General features: G+C 69.2%; 13 protein-coding genes. 9 read left to right on the top strand and 4 right to left on the bottom strand.

The features are described from left to right. Nucleotides 1-35 precede the first annotated feature (35 nt). From ACQHII_RS28650 to ACQHII_RS28660, 3 genes are all read right to left on the bottom strand, one after another. The gene (locus ACQHII_RS28650; protein WP_427921999.1) at nucleotides 36-2288 is read right to left on the bottom strand and encodes a hypothetical protein; all 2253 of its coding nucleotides are present in this window, start codon (nucleotides 2286-2288) and stop codon (nucleotides 36-38) included. After that, nucleotides 2285-3580, bottom strand: a complete 1296-nt coding sequence (locus tag ACQHII_RS28655; protein WP_427922000.1) for a hypothetical protein — start codon at nucleotides 3578-3580, stop codon at nucleotides 2285-2287. The genes ACQHII_RS28650 and ACQHII_RS28655 overlap by 4 nt, the downstream gene beginning before the upstream one ends. 312 nt (nucleotides 3581-3892) lie before the next feature. Next, complete coding sequence (locus ACQHII_RS28660) at nucleotides 3893-4648, bottom strand: Crp/Fnr family transcriptional regulator (protein WP_427922001.1); 756 nt, start codon at nucleotides 4646-4648, stop codon at nucleotides 3893-3895. A gap of 230 nt (nucleotides 4649-4878) precedes the next feature. Between ACQHII_RS28660 and ACQHII_RS28665 the strand changes: the two genes are divergently transcribed. The 9 genes from ACQHII_RS28665 to ACQHII_RS28705 all read left to right on the top strand — a co-directional run bounded on the left by ACQHII_RS28665 (nucleotide 4879) and on the right by ACQHII_RS28705 (nucleotide 16385). Beyond that, nucleotides 4879-5433 carry a DUF1707 and DUF4190 domain-containing protein gene (locus tag ACQHII_RS28665; RefSeq protein WP_427922002.1) on the top strand — a complete coding sequence of 185 codons (555 nt, stop codon included), beginning with the start codon at nucleotides 4879-4881 and terminating at the stop codon, nucleotides 5431-5433. Nucleotides 5434-5754: 321 nt separating this feature from the next. Next, nucleotides 5755-6126, top strand: coding sequence for a 30S ribosomal protein S12 (rpsL, locus tag ACQHII_RS28670; RefSeq protein ID WP_003948652.1), 372 nt, complete (start codon nucleotides 5755-5757; stop codon nucleotides 6124-6126). A gap of 3 nt (nucleotides 6127-6129) precedes the next feature. Continuing rightward, the gene (gene rpsG / locus ACQHII_RS28675; RefSeq protein ID WP_005481264.1) at nucleotides 6130-6600 is read left to right on the top strand and encodes a 30S ribosomal protein S7; all 471 of its coding nucleotides are present in this window, start codon (nucleotides 6130-6132) and stop codon (nucleotides 6598-6600) included. A 39-nt stretch (nucleotides 6601-6639) separates the two neighbouring features. Then, a complete protein-coding gene (fusA, locus tag ACQHII_RS28680) occupies nucleotides 6640-8769 on the top strand; it encodes an elongation factor G (protein WP_427922003.1) in 2130 nt (709 codons plus the stop codon). Nucleotides 8770-8912: 143 nt separating this feature from the next. Further along, nucleotides 8913-10106, top strand: a complete 1194-nt coding sequence (tuf, locus tag ACQHII_RS28685) for an elongation factor Tu (protein WP_019072299.1) — start codon at nucleotides 8913-8915, stop codon at nucleotides 10104-10106. A gap of 182 nt (nucleotides 10107-10288) precedes the next feature. Further along, nucleotides 10289-13390, top strand: a complete 3102-nt coding sequence (locus ACQHII_RS28690; RefSeq protein ID WP_427922004.1) for a glycosyl hydrolase 115 family protein — start codon at nucleotides 10289-10291, stop codon at nucleotides 13388-13390. 32 nt (nucleotides 13391-13422) lie between these two features. Further along, nucleotides 13423-13815: a hypothetical protein gene (locus tag ACQHII_RS28695; protein WP_427922005.1), complete on the top strand. Its 393-nt coding sequence runs from the start codon at nucleotides 13423-13425 to the stop codon at nucleotides 13813-13815. A 36-nt stretch (nucleotides 13816-13851) separates the two neighbouring features. Continuing rightward, on the top strand, nucleotides 13852-15867 hold the full coding sequence (locus ACQHII_RS28700) for a hypothetical protein (RefSeq protein WP_427922006.1): 2016 nt from the start codon (nucleotides 13852-13854) through the stop codon (nucleotides 15865-15867). Then, entirely contained in the window at nucleotides 15864-16385 is a 522-nt protein-coding gene (locus ACQHII_RS28705) for a hypothetical protein (protein ID WP_427922007.1), read from the top strand. Before ACQHII_RS28700 ends, ACQHII_RS28705 begins: the two co-directional genes overlap by 4 nt. 45 nt (nucleotides 16386-16430) lie before the next feature. On the opposite strand, the gene ACQHII_RS28710 is transcribed toward ACQHII_RS28705, so the two are convergent. Continuing rightward, nucleotides 16431-16826: a hypothetical protein gene (locus ACQHII_RS28710; protein ID WP_427922008.1), complete on the bottom strand. Its 396-nt coding sequence runs from the start codon at nucleotides 16824-16826 to the stop codon at nucleotides 16431-16433. Between the last annotated feature and the right edge of the window lie 124 nt (nucleotides 16827-16950).

The following is a 16950-nucleotide window of genomic DNA, read 5'->3' on the forward strand; positions in this document are numbered from 1 at the left end:
GGGTCGTTCCGACGTGGGTCGGCGGATGACGTGGGTCAGCGGATGGGGAGCGTGGTCAGCAGGCGGGCGGCCACCCGGGGCGGCGGTTTTCCGTCCTCGCCGGACATGGTGCGCAGCAGGTGGCTGAGCCGCTGGTGGTCCTCGGGCGTGGCCACCAGGGCCGGGAGCAGCGCGGCGAGCGCCCACTCGGTGGCAGTGGCGCGGTCGGCGATCAGCACCCAGGCCTTCAGCACGTCCAGCGCGGGCCGGGTGGTGCGCAGATCGGCGAGGGCCGCCCGCCAGAGGTACGGGATGCCGTACGCCGAGGGGCGGCCCGCGGCCACCGCGCGGGCGTACCAGTCGAGGACCAGCGGCATGCCGTAGCGCTCGTCGCCCTCGGTGCGCCCGCAGGCGTTGACGAAGCCGGCGAGCGTGAGGTCGCGCACCGCGCGGTCGTCGTCGAGGTGCTCGCGCAGCTCCGCGAGCGCCTGCTCCTCGGCCGAGGAGAGCAGCAACAGCCCTACGGCCTCGGCGAGTTCACGCCCGATCTCCAGGTCCAGGTCCTGGTCGTTCTCGTAGAGCCGGCGTACCGCCTTGCGCAGTGCGGCGAGTGCCTGTTCGGGGCGCTCCGAGCCGATCAGGCCGTACGACCGGACGCCCACCCAGCGGCGGCGCTCGTCGTCGCCCTCGCACCAGTCGTCGAGGATGCGCGGGATGTTGGGGGTGTCGATGAGGTGGGCAAGGGTCAGCGAGTTGACGGCGACCAGCCGGTGCCGGAACAGCTTGGAGGTGGCCCACACCTCGATGACCAGGGCCATCGCGGAGGGCAGGTCGGTGCGGGCCAGGATCGCGACGGTGGACGCGGCGCGGGTGCGCACCAGCGGACGGCCGTCGTCGGCGAGCCGGCGCAGCCAGTTGATGAGGGCCGGGCGGGCGGAGGGGTGGCCGGTCCACAGTTCGCGCAGCAGGACGAGTGAGGCCCGCTCGTCGAGGAATCTGGCCTTCTGCTGGGCGACCGGGCCCCATTCGGTGTGCTCGTCCTCCTCGTACCGCGTGGCGCGGGCGAGTTGGAGGCGCTTGCCGATGTGGGTGCCGAAGACGGGGACCTCGGGGACGCGGCTGGGGTTCTCGGTCTCCTGGAGGAACCGGTAGAGGAGGTCGCTGAGTTCGGCGGTGAGGGCGTACGGGCCGCCGTCGAACGCGGCGAGCGCGACCAGGAACGCCTTGTCCCGCAGATGGATCGCGCTCTCGTCCTCCTCGAACCACTCCTGGACCTGGTTCTCCAGGGAGATCAGCGAGAACTGCGCGATCGCGTCCTCGGTGGTCTCGCCGGCCGCGAACCGGCCCAACTGCCCTGCGAACGCGACGACTTCGCGCAGCTGGTGGTCGCGGCCGAGGAACTCGACCACGTCCGGCAGCTCCAGCAGCTTGGCCGCGGTCTCCTCGTCGGTGCGGGCGCGCACATGGGCGGCGAGGACCTGGGCCGCGCTCGGCGGCAGCCACTCGACGTTCGGTACGTCGCTCTCCAGCACGGCCGTGGGGCCGACGGTGACGACGAGATAGGCGTCCTGCTCGACGAGCCGGTCCTTCGCGGCGAGGAGGTGCGGTTCGCGCAGCGGGCGGTCGCGGCGGGTGGCGAGGTCGCTGACGAGGTAGCCGCGGGCCTGGTCCTCGGCGCCGAACCCGTCGGCGAGGGAGGCCGGGCTGGTGTCGCGCACCAGGGTGCGGACCGGGTCGGCGCCCAGCCGGTGCAGCAGCATCAGGGCGGCGGTGTGGCGGCCGGTGAAGCGGGCGCCGGAGAGGACCAGGACGCGGTCGCCGCGCAGGCGTTCGAGCAGTCCGGCCATGTACTCCTCGTCGGCGACGAAGGTCTCGGCCAGGCGCTCCAGGACGGTCCGCGGGACCTCGCCGGAGGCGGCGGCGGGCGCGGACAGGCCGGGTATCGCGTAGTGGATCTCCGTCTTGCTGCCCATGATGACGTCGCCGGTGACCCGGCCGCCGCTGACGCCGTGCTGGTCGTGGCCGACGAGGCCGCCGCCGAAGCGGGAGCGGTCGCCGACGTGCATGCTGCGCGGGCTGTGGTCGATCAGGTCCCGGCGGGCGGCCCAGGCGTCCTGCGGCTGGTCGCGTTCCCCGTCGCCGTCGTCGCCCTGCGGGGCGTCGTCGGCGGCCGTCTCGCCCTGCTTCGGGTCGCCGGAACCCTTGGCGCCCTTGGCGTTCTTCTGGTCCTTCGGGCCCTTCTGGTCCTTGGCGTCGGACGGGCCGCCGGACGCCGCTCTCGGCTTCTCCGGCTCCTCCTGGTCACTCATGCGCCGTCCCTCCGCTCCTGCCCGCCGAGGTGGACGTCGCCGGTGACCTGGCCGCCGCTGACGCCGTGCTGGTCGTGGCCGACCAGGCTGCCGCCGAAGGACGGCGAACCGCCGTTGAAGTGGAAGACGACACCCGGCGCCGGGGCTCCCCGTGTTCCGTCCGGCGCCGGGCTGTTCTCCGGTGACCCGCCTTGCGGCGGCACCCGTTCTTCGGGGGCGCCCGGAGCGGGGGCGTCCGAGGCAGGGGCGCCCGAGGCGGGGGGCCGCGCTGCGGGCGCGTCCTCGGCCGGGGGTTGCGTCGCGGGGTTGTCTGCGGCCGGGGGTTGCGTCGTGGGGCTGTCTGCGGCCGGGGGTTGCGCCGTGGGGCTGTCTGCGGCCGGGGCCTGCGCTGCGCGGGTGTCCGAAGTGGTGGGCTGGGTCGCGGAGTTGTCTGCGGCCGGGGCCTGCGCTGGACGGGTGTCCGAAGTGGTGGGCTGGGTCGCGGGGTTGTCTGCGGCCGGGGCCCGCGCTGCGCGGGTGTCCGAAGTCGTGGGCTGCGCCGAGGAGTTGTCCGAGGCCGAGGCCGCGGCCGGGGCCTGCGTCGTAGGGGTCCGGGGTGTGGAGGCATCGGGCGCGGGAGCTTCCGGCCCTGGGGCCCCGGGCGCAGGGCGGTCCCCCGATCCGCCCTGCGCCTCCCCCTCCCCCTTCCCCGCGTCACCGTGGTTCTTGCCGGCGGCCCCCTCGGGCACCGGTCCGTGCAGCCAGGCCTCCAGCGGGCCGTTCTTGCTCGCCACCGTCACCCGGTGGAAGTCGTCGGCCGGGATGCCCGGGTGGTCATGCCTGACGACTCCCGCGTACAGGCCGTCCGAGACGCACAGCGCGAAGTCGGCGGTGCGCTCGCGCAGGGCGGCGCGCAGGACGTCCGCGTCCAGCAGCCGGCAGGCGTGGTTGAGGTCGGAGCCGACCCAGCCGTCGTGCAGGTCCACGGCGACGTACCCCGTGGCGACGACACCGCGCAGCCGGATCTGTGCGGAGCGGGACGCCATGCGGTTGACGGCCTTCAGCCGGACCGGCACCTCCGTGAGCAGGGCCCGCAGCAGCGCGGTGACCGGGGCGCTCGCGTCGATCAGCTCCATCACCGAGTCACCGCGGTCGGCCCGCAGCCGCCGGGTCTCGTCGATGCCCGCGCTCTCCAGCGTGCGGTCGGTGATGTCGTAGAGCATGCGGCGCAGATAGGCCTGTTCCACGTCGTCCCGGTCGCTGTACCTCTCGATGTCCAGCAGCAGGATCGTGCGGCTCACGGGGTCGCTCATGGGTCGCCTTTCACGGGGGCGTGCTTGTGCAGAGCAGCAGCGTGAGGCTGACGGGGCATCAGCGGTGAGGGAGGATGACGCACTTGGACTGTGAAGGTGTTCACAGTCGGGGTCTGCCGGGGCTGTCCGGCCGGACCGGTCGCCGACGTGCCGCGCCCCGACCGGCCGGGCAGGCGGCCTTGGCTCCGGGCCGCGTCCGCGAGGTCCCACTCGCCGTCAGGGACGCGGGAGGCACCGCAGCGAGCCGTAGCGGCCCTGGTCCCCGTTTGCGGACCGGGCCCGGTCCGCCACCACCGGCCGGTCCCGGTCCGCTCAGTCCTCCACCGGCCCCGGCGGTGACGGAATCCCCGCGGTAGGTCCCGCGGCCGCTATCCGGCGCAGGATGTCCGGCCGCATGATCAGCATCGTGCGGCGGCCGGTGGAGACGGCACCCTTGTCGCGTAACTCCTTCAGCAGGCGCTGGACCATCTCCCGGGACGCGCCGACCGACCCGGCCAGCTCCTGCTTGCTGAGGGGGACGGCGAGTTCGATGCCGTCGGGGGTGCGGCGGCCGTGGGTGCGGGTCAGGTCCAGGAGCAGTACGGCGAACCGTTCCCGCACGCTCATCGACGCGAACTCCAGCCGGCGCCGGTCGGCCGCGCGGGTGCGGTCCGTGGTGAGGCCGAGGAGGGCGAAAGAGGCGGCGGGCGAGCGGTTGAGGAAGCTCTTGAACTGGCCGCGCTCCACCGCCACCGCCCGCACCGGTTCCAGCGCGGTCACCGTGGCCGACCGGGGGCGTCCGGTCAGTGCGGCCGACTCGCCGACGATGTCGCCGGGGCCGCGCAGCGCGAGCAGGGCCTCGTAGCCGTTGGCGGCCGAGGCGGTGACCTTGGTCCAGCCGTACAGGAGGAAGAGCACGTGCGCGGAGGGTTCGTGCTGGCGGACCAGGACCATCCGGGGGGTGAAGTCCAGCGCGCGTCCCAGGGCCAGCAGCGCCGAACGGTCCTCGCCCTCCAGCCGGGCCAGGAACGGCACCTGGTCGTCGAGACCCCCGTCGTCCGGCGTGTACGCCGGTATCCCCGTTGTCATTTACATCCCCCGAATTCCGACAGTGGGTCGATCAACGTACTGAAAGCACGGCATCGCGGAGAGTGAAAGTGCGGAAACCGGCCACTGGCGGAAGCCGGTCGGTCAGCATGTCGGTTCACGCCATCGGGGCCACCGCGGCCGGGGAGGTACCTGGTGGGGAACCGGTGCCCTTTTCGACACGTTGGAGCATCATGGAGGCATTCGGTCTCCGGCGCCGGGGGAGGTGTTCCGTGTCGTACCCGACACCGTGGCAGGGCCAGGGACAGGGACAGGGACCGCAGCCGTGGCACGGGCAGGGCGGGGCGTCGATGCTGGCGGCGACCGCCGACCGCGAGCGCGCCGTGGACGTGCTCCGCGCGGGCTTCGCCGAGGGGCGGCTGCGGGAGGACGAGCTGGAGAAGCGGATCGCGCGGGCCTACGACGCGCGGACGGTCGGCGAGTTGATGCTGCTGGTCGCCGATCTGCCCCAGGGGCCGCAGACGGCGGTCGTCCAGGTGCCGCCGCCCGGGTTCCGTCCGGTGCCGCCGACCTTCCTGCCGGCCCCGCCGCCGACCAACGGCAAGGCGGTCGGCTCCCTGGTCTGCGGCCTGCTGATCGTGCCGACGCTGGGCCTGACCGGCATCCCCGCGGTGATCCTGGGTCACACCGCCCGCGCGGAGATACGCCGGAGCGACGAGGGCGGGGACGGGCTGGCGCTGACCGGGCTGGTCTTCGGGTGGCTCGCGGTCAGCGCCTGGACCCTGTTCCTGATGCTGCTGGTGGTGGCCGGGGTGAGCTCGAACTGACCCGTCCCGGCCGTGGACCCTGCCGTGGATTCGAAGATCGCCGGGCGGGTGCGGCTATGGCCTCTTCCCCGCCGAGCCGTGGGTGACACCCATTTGTTTTGACCGCAGCGAATGAGGTAGGTACGCTCAGACCTTGTGCCTGGGGTGTGCCCTGGCCCTCGTGCGTGCCTTGAACCGCACTAAGGGGGCCGACACTGGCCACCGCAATCTGCGCCCCTTTTGCTACCCGGCGAAAGTCTGCGGGATTCGACACACCCGACCGCGTGGGTCGGCGACGTTCCAGGTTAGCTTCACCATCGGCACACAGAAACCGGAGAAGTAGTGCCTACGATCCAGCAGCTGGTCCGGAAGGGCCGGCAGGACAAGGTCGAGAAGAACAAGACGCCCGCACTCGAGGGTTCCCCTCAGCGTCGCGGCGTCTGCACGCGTGTGTTCACGACCACCCCGAAGAAGCCGAACTCGGCCCTGCGTAAGGTCGCGCGTGTGCGTCTGACCAGCGGGATCGAGGTCACCGCTTACATTCCGGGTGAGGGACACAACCTGCAGGAGCACTCCATCGTGCTCGTGCGCGGCGGCCGTGTGAAGGACCTGCCCGGTGTTCGCTACAAGATCATCCGCGGTTCGCTTGACACCCAGGGTGTGAAGAACCGCAAGCAGGCCCGCAGCCGCTACGGCGCCAAGAAGGAGAAGTAGAAAATGCCTCGTAAGGGCCCCGCCCCGAAGCGCCCGGTCATCATCGACCCGGTCTACGGTTCTCCTCTTGTCACCTCCCTGATCAACAAGGTGCTGCTGAACGGCAAGCGCTCCACCGCCGAGCGCATCGTGTACGGCGCCATGGAGGGCCTGCGCGAGAAGACCAGCAACGACCCGGTCATCACGCTCAAGCGCGCGCTGGAGAACATCAAGCCCACGCTTGAGGTCAAGTCCCGCCGCGTCGGTGGCGCCACGTACCAGGTGCCGATCGAGGTCAAGCCCGGTCGCGCCAACACGCTCGCGCTCCGCTGGCTGGTCGGCTACTCCCGCGCCCGTCGCGAGAAGACCATGACCGAGCGCCTGCTCAACGAGCTTCTGGACGCTTCGAACGGCCTCGGTGCGGCCGTCAAGAAGCGCGAGGACACCCACAAGATGGCCGAGTCCAACAAGGCCTTCGCGCACTACCGCTGGTAGTCGCTACCCACATCGAGACCGAGAGAAGACCGAAGCCTTATGGCTACCACTTCACTTGACCTGGCCAAGGTCCGGAACATCGGGATCATGGCCCACATCGACGCGGGCAAGACGACCACCACCGAGCGGATCCTCTTCTACACCGGCGTCAGCTACAAGATCGGTGAGGTCCACGACGGCGCCGCCACCATGGACTGGATGGAGCAGGAGCAGGAGCGTGGCATCACGATCACCTCTGCTGCCACCACCTGTCACTGGCCGCTTGAGGACGACGACTACACGATCAACATCATCGACACCCCGGGCCACGTCGACTTCACCGTCGAGGTGGAGCGCTCGCTGCGCGTCCTCGACGGTGCCGTCACGGTGTTCGACGGTGTCGCCGGTGTCGAGCCGCAGTCCGAGACGGTGTGGCGTCAGGCCGACCGTTACGGCGTGCCGCGCATCTGCTTCGTGAACAAGCTGGACCGTACCGGCGCCGAGTTCCACCGCTGCGTGGACATGATCTCGGACCGCCTGGGCGCCCAGCCGCTCGTCATGCAGCTGCCGATCGGCGCCGAGATGGACTTCAAGGGCGTTGTGGACCTGGTCCGCATGAAGGCGCTCGTGTGGTCCGCCGAGGCTGCGAAGGGCGAGATGTACGACGTCGTCGACATCCCGGCCACGCACACCGAGGCCGCCGAGGAGTGGCACAACAAGCTCGTCGAGGCCGTCGCGGAGAACGACGAAGAGATCATGGAGCTGTACCTGGAGGGCCAGGAGCCCACCGAGGAGCAGCTGTACGCCGCGATCCGTCGTATCACCATCGCGTCCGGCAAGTCCAAGGACACCACGGTCACCCCGGTGTTCTGCGGTACCGCGTTCAAGAACAAGGGCGTCCAGCCCCTGCTCGACGCGGTCGTGCGCTACCTGCCGACCCCGCTCGACGTCGAGGCCATCGAGGGCCACGACGTCAAGGACCCCGAGGTCGTCGTCAAGCGCAAGCCGTCCGTGGACGAGCCGCTGTCCGCGCTCGCGTTCAAGATCATGAGCGACCCGCACCTGGGCAAGCTCACCTTCGTCCGGGTCTACTCGGGCCGCCTGGAGGCGGGTTCGGCAGTGCTGAACTCGGTCAAGGGCAAGAAGGAGCGCATCGGCAAGATCTACCGCATGCACGCGAACAAGCGTGAGGAGATCGACTCGGTGGGCGCCGGCGACATCGTCGCCGTCATGGGCCTGAAGCAGACCACCACCGGTGAGACGCTGTCCGACGACAAGAACCCGGTGATCCTGGAGTCCATGGACTTCCCGGCGCCGGTCATCCAGGTCGCGATCGAGCCCAAGTCCAAGGGCGACCAGGAGAAGCTGGGTGTCGCCATCCAGCGTCTCGCGGAGGAGGACCCCTCCTTCCAGGTCCACTCGGACGAGGAGACCGGCCAGACGATCATCGGCGGTATGGGCGAGCTGCACCTCGAGGTGCTGGTCGACCGTATGCGCCGTGAGTTCAAGGTCGAGGCCAACGTCGGCAAGCCGCAGGTCGCCTACCGTGAGACGATCCGTAAGGCCGTCGAGCGCGTGGACTACACCCACAAGAAGCAGACCGGTGGTACCGGTCAGTTCGCCAAGGTGCAGATCGCGATCGAGCCGATCACCGAGACCGACGGTCCGGCGTACGAGTTCGTGAACAAGGTCACCGGTGGCCGTATCCCGCGGGAGTACATCCCGTCGGTGGACGCCGGTGCGCAGGAGGCCATGCAGTTCGGCATCCTCGCGGGCTACGAGATGACGGGCGTCCGCATCACGCTGCTCGACGGTGCCTACCACGAGGTCGACTCCTCCGAGCTCGCGTTCAAGATCGCCGGTTCGCAGGCGTTCAAGGAGGCCGCCCGCAAGGCGTCTCCCGTGCTCCTCGAGCCGATGATGGCCGTCGAGGTCACCACGCCCGAGGACTACATGGGCGAGGTCATCGGCGACATCAACTCCCGCCGTGGCCAGATCCAGGCCATGGAGGAGCGTGCCGGTGCCCGCGTCGTGAGGGGCCTCGTGCCGCTCTCGGAGATGTTCGGCTACGTCGGCGACCTCCGCAGCAAGACCTCGGGTCGCGCAAGCTACTCGATGCAGTTCGACTCCTACGCCGAGGTTCCCCGGAACGTCGCCGAGGAGATCATCGCGAAGGCCAAGGGCGAGTAACACACACCGTTTGCACGCTTTAGGCTTGACACCGACCGCCGGGGCTCACCCGGGAGGGCAGACCCCGGCGGGCGGCATCCCAGCAAAGATCACCTGGCGCCGATGAGTAAGGCGTACCAGAACCACTCCGCAGGAGGACCCCAGTGGCGAAGGCAAAGTTCGAGCGGACTAAGCCGCACGTCAACATCGGCACCATCGGTCACATCGACCACGGTAAGACGACCCTCACGGCCGCCATTACCAAGGTGCTGCACGACGCGTACCCGGACCTGAACGAGGCCTCGGCCTTCGACCAGATCGACAAGGCTCCTGAGGAGCGCCAGCGCGGTATCACGATCTCGATCGCGCACGTCGAGTACCAGACCGAGACGCGTCACTACGCCCACGTCGACTGCCCCGGTCACGCGGACTACATCAAGAACATGATCACGGGTGCGGCGCAGATGGACGGCGCCATCCTCGTGGTCGCGGCCACCGACGGCCCGATGCCGCAGACCAAGGAGCACGTGCTCCTGGCCCGCCAGGTCGGCGTTCCGTACATCGTTGTCGCCCTGAACAAGGCCGACATGGTGGACGACGAGGAGATCCTGGAGCTCGTCGAGCTCGAGGTCCGTGAGCTCCTCTCCGAGTACGAGTTCCCGGGCGACGACCTGCCGGTCGTCAAGGTCTCGGCGCTCAAGGCTCTCGAGGGCGACAAGGAGTGGGGCCAGACGGTCCTCGACCTGATGGCCGCCGTCGACGAGTCGATCCCGACCCCCGAGCGTGACGTCGACAAGCCGTTCCTCATGCCCGTCGAGGACGTCTTCACGATCACCGGTCGCGGTACGGTCGTCACCGGCCGTATCGAGCGTGGTGTCCTGAAGGTCAACGAGACCGTTGACATCATCGGCATCAAGCAGGAGAAGACCACCACCACGGTCACCGGCATCGAGATGTTCCGCAAGCTGCTCGACGAGGGCCAGGCCGGTGAGAACGTCGGTCTCCTCCTCCGTGGCATCAAGCGCGAGGACGTCGAGCGCGGCCAGGTCATCATCAAGCCCGGCTCGGTCACCCCGCACACGGAGTTCGAGGCCCAGGCGTACATCCTGTCCAAGGACGAGGGTGGCCGTCACACGCCGTTCTTCAACAACTACCGTCCCCAGTTCTACTTCCGCACCACGGACGTGACCGGCGTCGTGACCCTCCCCGAGGGCACCGAGATGGTCATGCCGGGCGACAACACTGAGATGACCGTTTCGCTCATCCAGCCCGTCGCCATGGAAGAGGGCCTGAAGTTCGCCATCCGTGAGGGTGGCCGCACGGTGGGCGCCGGCCAGGTCACCAAGATCAACAAGTAGTTCTGATCTGACCCGGTTGTAGTTTCCGGGGAGGCCCGTACGACTTCGGTCGTACGGGCCTCTTTGCTGCCCTGGGGTGGCTGTTACGAAACTATTCGGCGCGCACGACCCGTTGTCCCCTCCGGTCGCTCGTCCCACCATTTGTCATGCCGCTGACCAAATTGGGTGTGGAGGGGTGTGCCATGTCTGCGTCCGTCAGTCGAAGAGCGCTTCTGGGTGCGGGACTTGCCGCGGTGCCGGTGCTGTCGTCGGGGATCCCGCGGTCTGCCGAGGCGGGTGCGTACATCTCCTTCTCGCGTACGACGGGTGCCTTCCCCCTCGTCGGCGCCCCGGTCGTGGTGGACCCCGACGATCACCCCGGAGTCGTACGGGTAGCAGGGGACCTGCGGGCCGACATCGAACGCGTCGTGGGCGTACGTCCAGGTGCGGGGCTCGCGCGGGAGGCGGTGCTGGTCGGCACGATCGGCCGCAGCGCGCTGATCGACGGCTTGGTGGCCGCCGGGAAACTGGACGTCTCCGGGATCCGCGGCAGGTGGGAGACCTCGCTCCAGACGGTGGTCGAGCGCCCGATGCCGGGAGTGGACCGGGCCTTCGTCGTCGCGGGCAGCGACCCGCGCGGCACGATCTTCGGTGCGTACGACGTCTCGTACGGCATCGGCGTCTCGCCCTGGCACTGGTGGGACGACGTACCGCCGACGCGGCGGAGCGAGGTGTGGGTGCTGCCGGGCCGGTACTCGCAGGGCACGCCGGCGGTGAAGTACCGGGGCTTCTTCATCAACGACGAGAACCCGGCGCTCGGGACCTGGGCACCGGCGTACTTCGGGCCGGGCAAGGCGCCGGGGTATCCGGGCGGCTTCACGGCGGACTTCTACGCCCGGGTCTTCGAGGTGCTGCTCCGCCTGAAGGGGAACTACCTCTGGCCGGCGGTGTGGGGGCGGGCCTTCGCGGAGGACGACCCGGAGAACCACCGGCGGGCGGCCGAGTATGGGGTTGTCATGGGCACGTCGCACGAGGCGCCCATGATGCGCGGCATCGAGGAGTGGAACCGCCACGCGGTGGCCGCCGTCCGCGACTCCTCCGGCGCGATCGTGACACCGGGACACGATCCGTACGGCGGCACGGGCGAGTGGTCGTACCGGCTCAACTCCCGGGCGATACAGGCCTATTGGCGGGCCGGTGTGCAGCGGATGGTCGACCAGGGCTTCGAGGGCGTCGTCACGCTCGGCATGCGCGGCAACGGCGACACGAGCCTCCCGGACGGCGACGGCATCGAACTCATGCGGGAGATCATCGCGGCCCAGCGGGGGATCATCGAGGAGGTGACGGGCCGCCCGGCGGCGGAGACCCCGCAGGTGTGGACGCTGTACAAGGAGGTCCAGCGGTACTGGGACCGGGGGTTGAGGGCACCGGAGGATGTCACGGTCGTGCTCACGGACGACAACTGGGGGAACGTTCGCAAGCATCCGGATGCGGCGGAGGGTGATCGGGCTGGGGGCTACGGGCTGTATTACCACTTCGACTACGTGGGCGCCGGGCGGAACTACAAGTGGGTGGACACGGCGAACCTGCGGAACGTGTGGGAGCAGCTGCACGCGGCGCACGCGTACGGGAACCGGGAGTTGTGGGTCGCGAATGTGGGCGATCTGAAGGGGAACGAGCTGCCGACCGAGTTCTTCCTCAACTACGCCTGGAATCCCGGGGATTGGGATCTCTCGCGGCTCGGGGAGTGGGAACGGCGGTACGCGCGGCAGAACTTCGGGGACGTCCTGTCGCAGGAGATCGCGTCCGTCCTCGCGGAGTACGGGCAGTTGCAGGCGCGCCGCAAGCCGGAACTGCTGAACCGGCGGATCACTCTCGTCGACGGCCAGGTGGTCTACGACGACCGGCAGACGCCGTTCGCCTTCGGGCACCGGGAGTTGGAGCGGGTCACGGAGGAGTGGCGGGAGCTGGGGCGGCGGGCCGAGCGGATCGGGCGGCGGCTGCCGGGTGGCGGTGGGGTGCGGGGCGGTGGCGTGCGGGACGGCGGGGTGCGGGACGCGTGGTTCGAACTCGTCGGCTACGAGGTGCTGGCGACCGCCAACCTGTACGCGCTGCGGTCGGCCGAGTTCACGAACCTGCTCTACGCGGCGCAGGGCCGGGCGGCGACGAACGACCTCGCGGAGGCGGCGGAGGCGGGGTTGGCGACGGACTTCGCGTTGGCCGACCGCTTCAACTCGACGGTGGCGGGCGGGAAATGGCGCGGCTTCCAGACGCAGCCGCACATCGACTACGGGGATGTGGAGCGGTACGGCCCCAATGCCGGCTGGCAGCAGCCGGAGCGGGACAACGTGGCGCTGCCGGATGTGCTGTTTCCGGCGGTGCGGCGGATCGAGGTGGGGGAGGGGGCGGAGCTGGGGGTGGCGGTGGAGACGGAGGGTTCGGAGACGGGGGTGTGGTGGCCGGGGGGCGCGTCGGGGGCGGCGCCCGTCCTACCGGTCTTCAGTCCGTACCAGACCCGGCCGCAGCAGTTCGTCGAGGTGTTCAACCGGGGGCGTACGGCGTTCGACTACCGGATCGATACGTCGTCGGTGCCGTGGTTGGTGGTGGAGCGGTCGCGGGGACGGGTGGAGCGGCAGGTGCGGGTGGAGGTGGGGGTGGACTGGGCGCGCGTTCCGGTGGGGCGTGCGGAGGGGGTGCTGACGGTGACCGGTGCGGGGGCGTCGGTGGCTGTCACCTGCGTCGCCGAGAAGCCGTCGGCCCGGGAACTCCGGGGGCTGCGGGGGTTCGTGGAGGCGGGCGGTTACGTGGCGATCGACGCGGAGCACTACGACCGGGCGGTCGGCGGGTGGCGTCGTATCGACTGCATCGGACGGACGGGGGCCGGGGTGACGCCGTGGCCGGTGACACTGCCCAGGCAGACGCCGGGTGGGGCGGGTTCGCCGCGACTGGAGTACGAGGTGAGCCTGTTGGCAGCGGGCGAGGTGACGGTGTGGGCGTATCTGTCCCCTCGTAACCCTGCGTTGCGGACGGGCGGTCTGCGCTACGGCGTCTCCCTGGACGGCGGGCCGGTCGAGACCGTCGACATCAACGTCGGTGCTGATGACGGGCTGTTGAACGCGGTGTGGGCCCGCAACACCTCCGACAACGTCAACGCGACGTCGACGAAACACTCCGTGACGAAGGCGGGGGTCCACCGGTTGAAGTTCTGGATGGTGGACCCGACGGTGGTGCTGCAGCGGCTCGTGATCGACACGGGGGGTCTGCCGGCGCTGTACCTGGGGCCGTTGGAGAGCCGGCGGGTGTAGTGCGTCGGCGCGGCGGAGGTGGAGGGCGACGGGTGGATGCGCCGAGCGTACTGAGCGTGTCGGGTGTGCCGAGGGAGCCGGGTGTCTCGGCACCGGGGCGACTGGCTTCCTCGCCGGGTGAGAAACGGGCGGCGGCGAAGGCGATCGAGGACCGCATCGAGCCCGACACCCGTGCGGCGGGACGCTGGGTGGACGAGGAACACGGCGCCGCCGTACGGGAGTTCGGCGCGAAGGACGGCGACGGCTGGCTCACTTCCGGAGCGCTGAAGAAGGCGCACACGGCATGGGCGGACCAGGTCGGGAACCTGATGAACCGGCTCGGCGCGGAGAAGGACGCGCTGCGGAGCGGGAACGCAGTGCTGACGAGTACGGATCTGGCGGTGGGGTCGACGCTGCGGCAGCAGTCCTCGCTGGACACGTACTGAGGCCGGGGCGAGGTTGTGCCGACGTATCACGAGATCATGACCACCGACCTGGCCGCGCTGACCACGGCGGCCGAGCGCTGGGACGGCATGGCGGGCGAGTTCGAGAAGCAGGAGACGGCGTACCGGCGGGATGTGCACGGCATCTCCATGGGCACGACGTGGACGGGCCTCAGCGCCGACGCGGCGAACGCCCGCTTCGACACCACGCTCAAGGAGTTCGGGTACGCGCAGACGGAGGCCAGGGCGATCGCGTCGCTGCTGCGGGACGCGCACGAGCGGTTCGTGGAGTTGCGGGGCCGGGTGGTGGCGGCGCGCGGGGACGCGATCCGGGCCGGCATGGCGGTCTCGGAGCAGGGTGTGGTGGGCCCCGGCCCCGACCAGCCGAACACCCCCGCCGATCCGCATGCCGCGCAGCAGTGGCAGGACCGCATCACCAAGGCGGTACGCGATGTGACGGACGCGGACGCGGGCGTCCGGATCGCGCTGGCCGGGGTCGTGATCGACTCCGAACTCCTCGCGGGCGGGCGGGGGTTCAACGGCAGGGCGATGGGTGACGTGGAACGGTACGAGGCCGAGGAGACGGACCGCTACCTGGAGAAACTGAGCAGGGGCGGCGAGTTGACGGACACTCAACTCGCCGAACTGGAACGGTCCTTCCGCGGCAACAGCGGCGACGAGGTGTTCGCGAGGACGCTCCTGGACGACCTGGGCCCGCGGGACACGATCCGGCTCACGAACGAACTGAACGACCGAATCCATGTGCGGGGCGGCGCCGGTGCGGGCACGTACGCGACGATCGAGACGGGCCTCGCGAACACGCTCGCCGCGGCGACGCGGCATCCCCAGTCGGACTGGTACCGGAAGTGGCGCACCGGCATGCGCCGCGCCGGCCTCCAGCACTACGCCACCGACGCCCAGGGCCTCCACCTCGACAAGGCGGTCGGCTACCAGTCGCTGGTCACGCTGATGCGGAGCGGCCACGGGTACGCGCCCGGAATGGTCGAGGACCTCACCGACGACATGATCGCGGCGGAGAAGAAAGACCCCGGGATCTGGCGGGTGAAGGGCACGTACGCCGGCTCGCGCGGCGGTTGGTTCGCCAACGACCCCGTCGACGGCATGCTCGGCATCATGAGCCGCGACCCCGCCGAGGCGGCTCGCTATCTCCATTCCGACGCCCACATGAAATACCTCATGAAGGACCGCGACTGGAATGTCACCCTGAACGACGAGGGCCTCTCGAAGGGCGGCCACCACGTACCCCGGCTGGACGCCGACGACCGGGCGGGATTCGGAGCGGCCTTGCAGGCGGCGGCCACGGGGATCGACCCGGCGCATCCGCATGGGGCGCGGGTGGGGGACCGGGCGACGAACGACGCGGTGTTCAAGTCGGCGCTGAACTATCTGTCCGACAGCGGCGACGATTTCCCGCCGTCGCTGCGGAGACCGATGGCCAATGTGCTCATCAACCATGGGGATACGGTGCATGCGGCGATGAGCGAGGTCGATGTCAGCAAATCCCCTTTGGACCAGCACCGCCTCTTCGAGGTCGCGAAACAGGTGTCCAAGGACGAGGGGGCATACGGCACGTTGAACGGCGGGATGAATCAAGCGATGGTGTCAGCCATCCACAACGACCACTCCAACTCGTCCGATTCCCTCAGCGCAGCCGGCCGCACCGTCGGATTCCTGGAGGAGGCCCGGGTCCAGGCCGCAGGGGACCCGAAGGTCGCGGAGTTCGAGACGAAGCCGTTCTTCGACAAGGCGATCAGTTATATCCCTGTGGTTAGTGGGGATGTGCAGACGGGGTTTGACTATGTGACGGATGAGTGGCTTGCGGATGAGCAGAAGAGGCTCGACGACCAGCAGGCCAAGAAGAACATCGGCTCCTACGACAAGAGGAATCGCCAACTGATGGCGCTCGCAGATGAGTGGAGCAAGACGCGTCCCAGCGGCGGCGAACCGTACGTGGACCCTCGCGCGGAAGTCGGCAGAGCAGCCGAGGACGGTATCGCACGTGCAACTGGCGTGTCTGGAGTGCAACCCCAGTGAGCGCGCGGCTGTGGCTGATCGTGTTGTTGCTGTCCTTCTTCGCCGTGTCCTGCGGCTCCGGTGATCGCGGGATTCCGAACTCGATTTGTGGCACGCCTGTCGATCCTGATCTCACGCGTCCTCTTCTTATTTCCGCTGATGGCTGGCACGAATGGAATCGTGTAGATCGCTCCAAGGCGATCACGGCCCCCTGCCTGATCTTGTCCGGAGACGACATTGCACTCCGTCTCCGCTTTTCGTGGGATCCGAATGCAGCGGATCTCATGTATCTGGCGAAGGACACGGGCGAGATCTCGGGCGTAGCGGAGCCGCGCAATATCGCGTCCGTGTACAAGACCATCGTCGGCACCGACGGAGCTATCTCGACCACTGCCTGCCAAACCAACGGCGGCAAATATTTTACCCTCACCCTCCAAGTCCCCCGAATCCGCTTGACGGACCACACCCACCGCAAGGAGATCGAGAAGTTCATGCGGGCCTACTTCCCGGCGACGCTCAAGACCTTGGGGTGTGCGTGATGGCGCCGGAGTCGACGTCCGGCGCCATTCATCCGTGTAGGCGCTCTACGAGGCCACGAGATAGCGGATGATCTCGCCTGGCTGCGTCTTGAATTCCAGGCGGAAGCGGGTGTTGTCCCGGACGTTCGTGGACAACGTCGTCCATCCCGGATACGGGAGGAGCTTCCAGCGGCTGCAACTGATCGTCGCGCCGTTGGCCCGCTCCAGGCAGGACCGCGCGTCCGTCTGGTAGCGGACGTACGTGAGCCGCACGTTGATGTCCGCGCAGCGACTGGTCGTGTAGTAAGGCCCCACCGCGTTGTAGCCGTACGGCAGCCGGATGGTCGCCGAGCGGGCGCCCCCGTAGCAGCTCGTCGCCGCGGAGCCGACTCCCGCGCTCGGTCCTGAAATGCCCCCCAAGGTCATGGCTGCCACAAGAGCGATCTTCGCCCACTTGCGCATACACACCTCCATCTACAGACCGGATTATTCGGTCAATCAGAAGATTAAGCGCCTCATGGGATCTTTTAGAGTGCTATGAATGCTAATGGCCTTAAGGGGTCATTCGGTGCGCTGCTTTGTGCGT

The sequence above is a fragment of the Streptomyces sp. cg40 genome, from assembly GCF_050320165.1.
GTDB lineage: Bacteria > Actinomycetota > Actinomycetes > Streptomycetales > Streptomycetaceae > Streptomyces > Streptomyces hokutonensis.

What these genes read in the sequence shown, in the direction of transcription:
- ACQHII_RS28690 (WP_427922004.1), top strand. Translation starts at nt 10,289, where the DNA reads ATGTCTGCGTCCGTCAGTCGAAGAGCGCTTCTGGGTGCGGGACTTGCC.
- rpsG (WP_005481264.1), top strand. Translation starts at nt 6,130, where the DNA reads ATGCCTCGTAAGGGCCCCGCCCCGAAGCGCCCGGTCATCATCGACCCG.
- ACQHII_RS28650 (WP_427921999.1), bottom strand. Translation starts at nt 2,288, where the DNA reads ATGAGTGACCAGGAGGAGCCGGAGAAGCCGAGAGCGGCGTCCGGCGGC.
- fusA (WP_427922003.1), top strand. Translation starts at nt 6,640, where the DNA reads ATGGCTACCACTTCACTTGACCTGGCCAAGGTCCGGAACATCGGGATC.
- ACQHII_RS28710 (WP_427922008.1), bottom strand. Translation starts at nt 16,826, where the DNA reads ATGCGCAAGTGGGCGAAGATCGCTCTTGTGGCAGCCATGACCTTGGGG.
- ACQHII_RS28700 (WP_427922006.1), top strand. Translation starts at nt 13,852, where the DNA reads ATGACCACCGACCTGGCCGCGCTGACCACGGCGGCCGAGCGCTGGGAC.
- ACQHII_RS28660 (WP_427922001.1), bottom strand. Translation starts at nt 4,648, where the DNA reads ATGACAACGGGGATACCGGCGTACACGCCGGACGACGGGGGTCTCGAC.
- ACQHII_RS28655 (WP_427922000.1), bottom strand. Translation starts at nt 3,580, where the DNA reads ATGAGCGACCCCGTGAGCCGCACGATCCTGCTGCTGGACATCGAGAGG.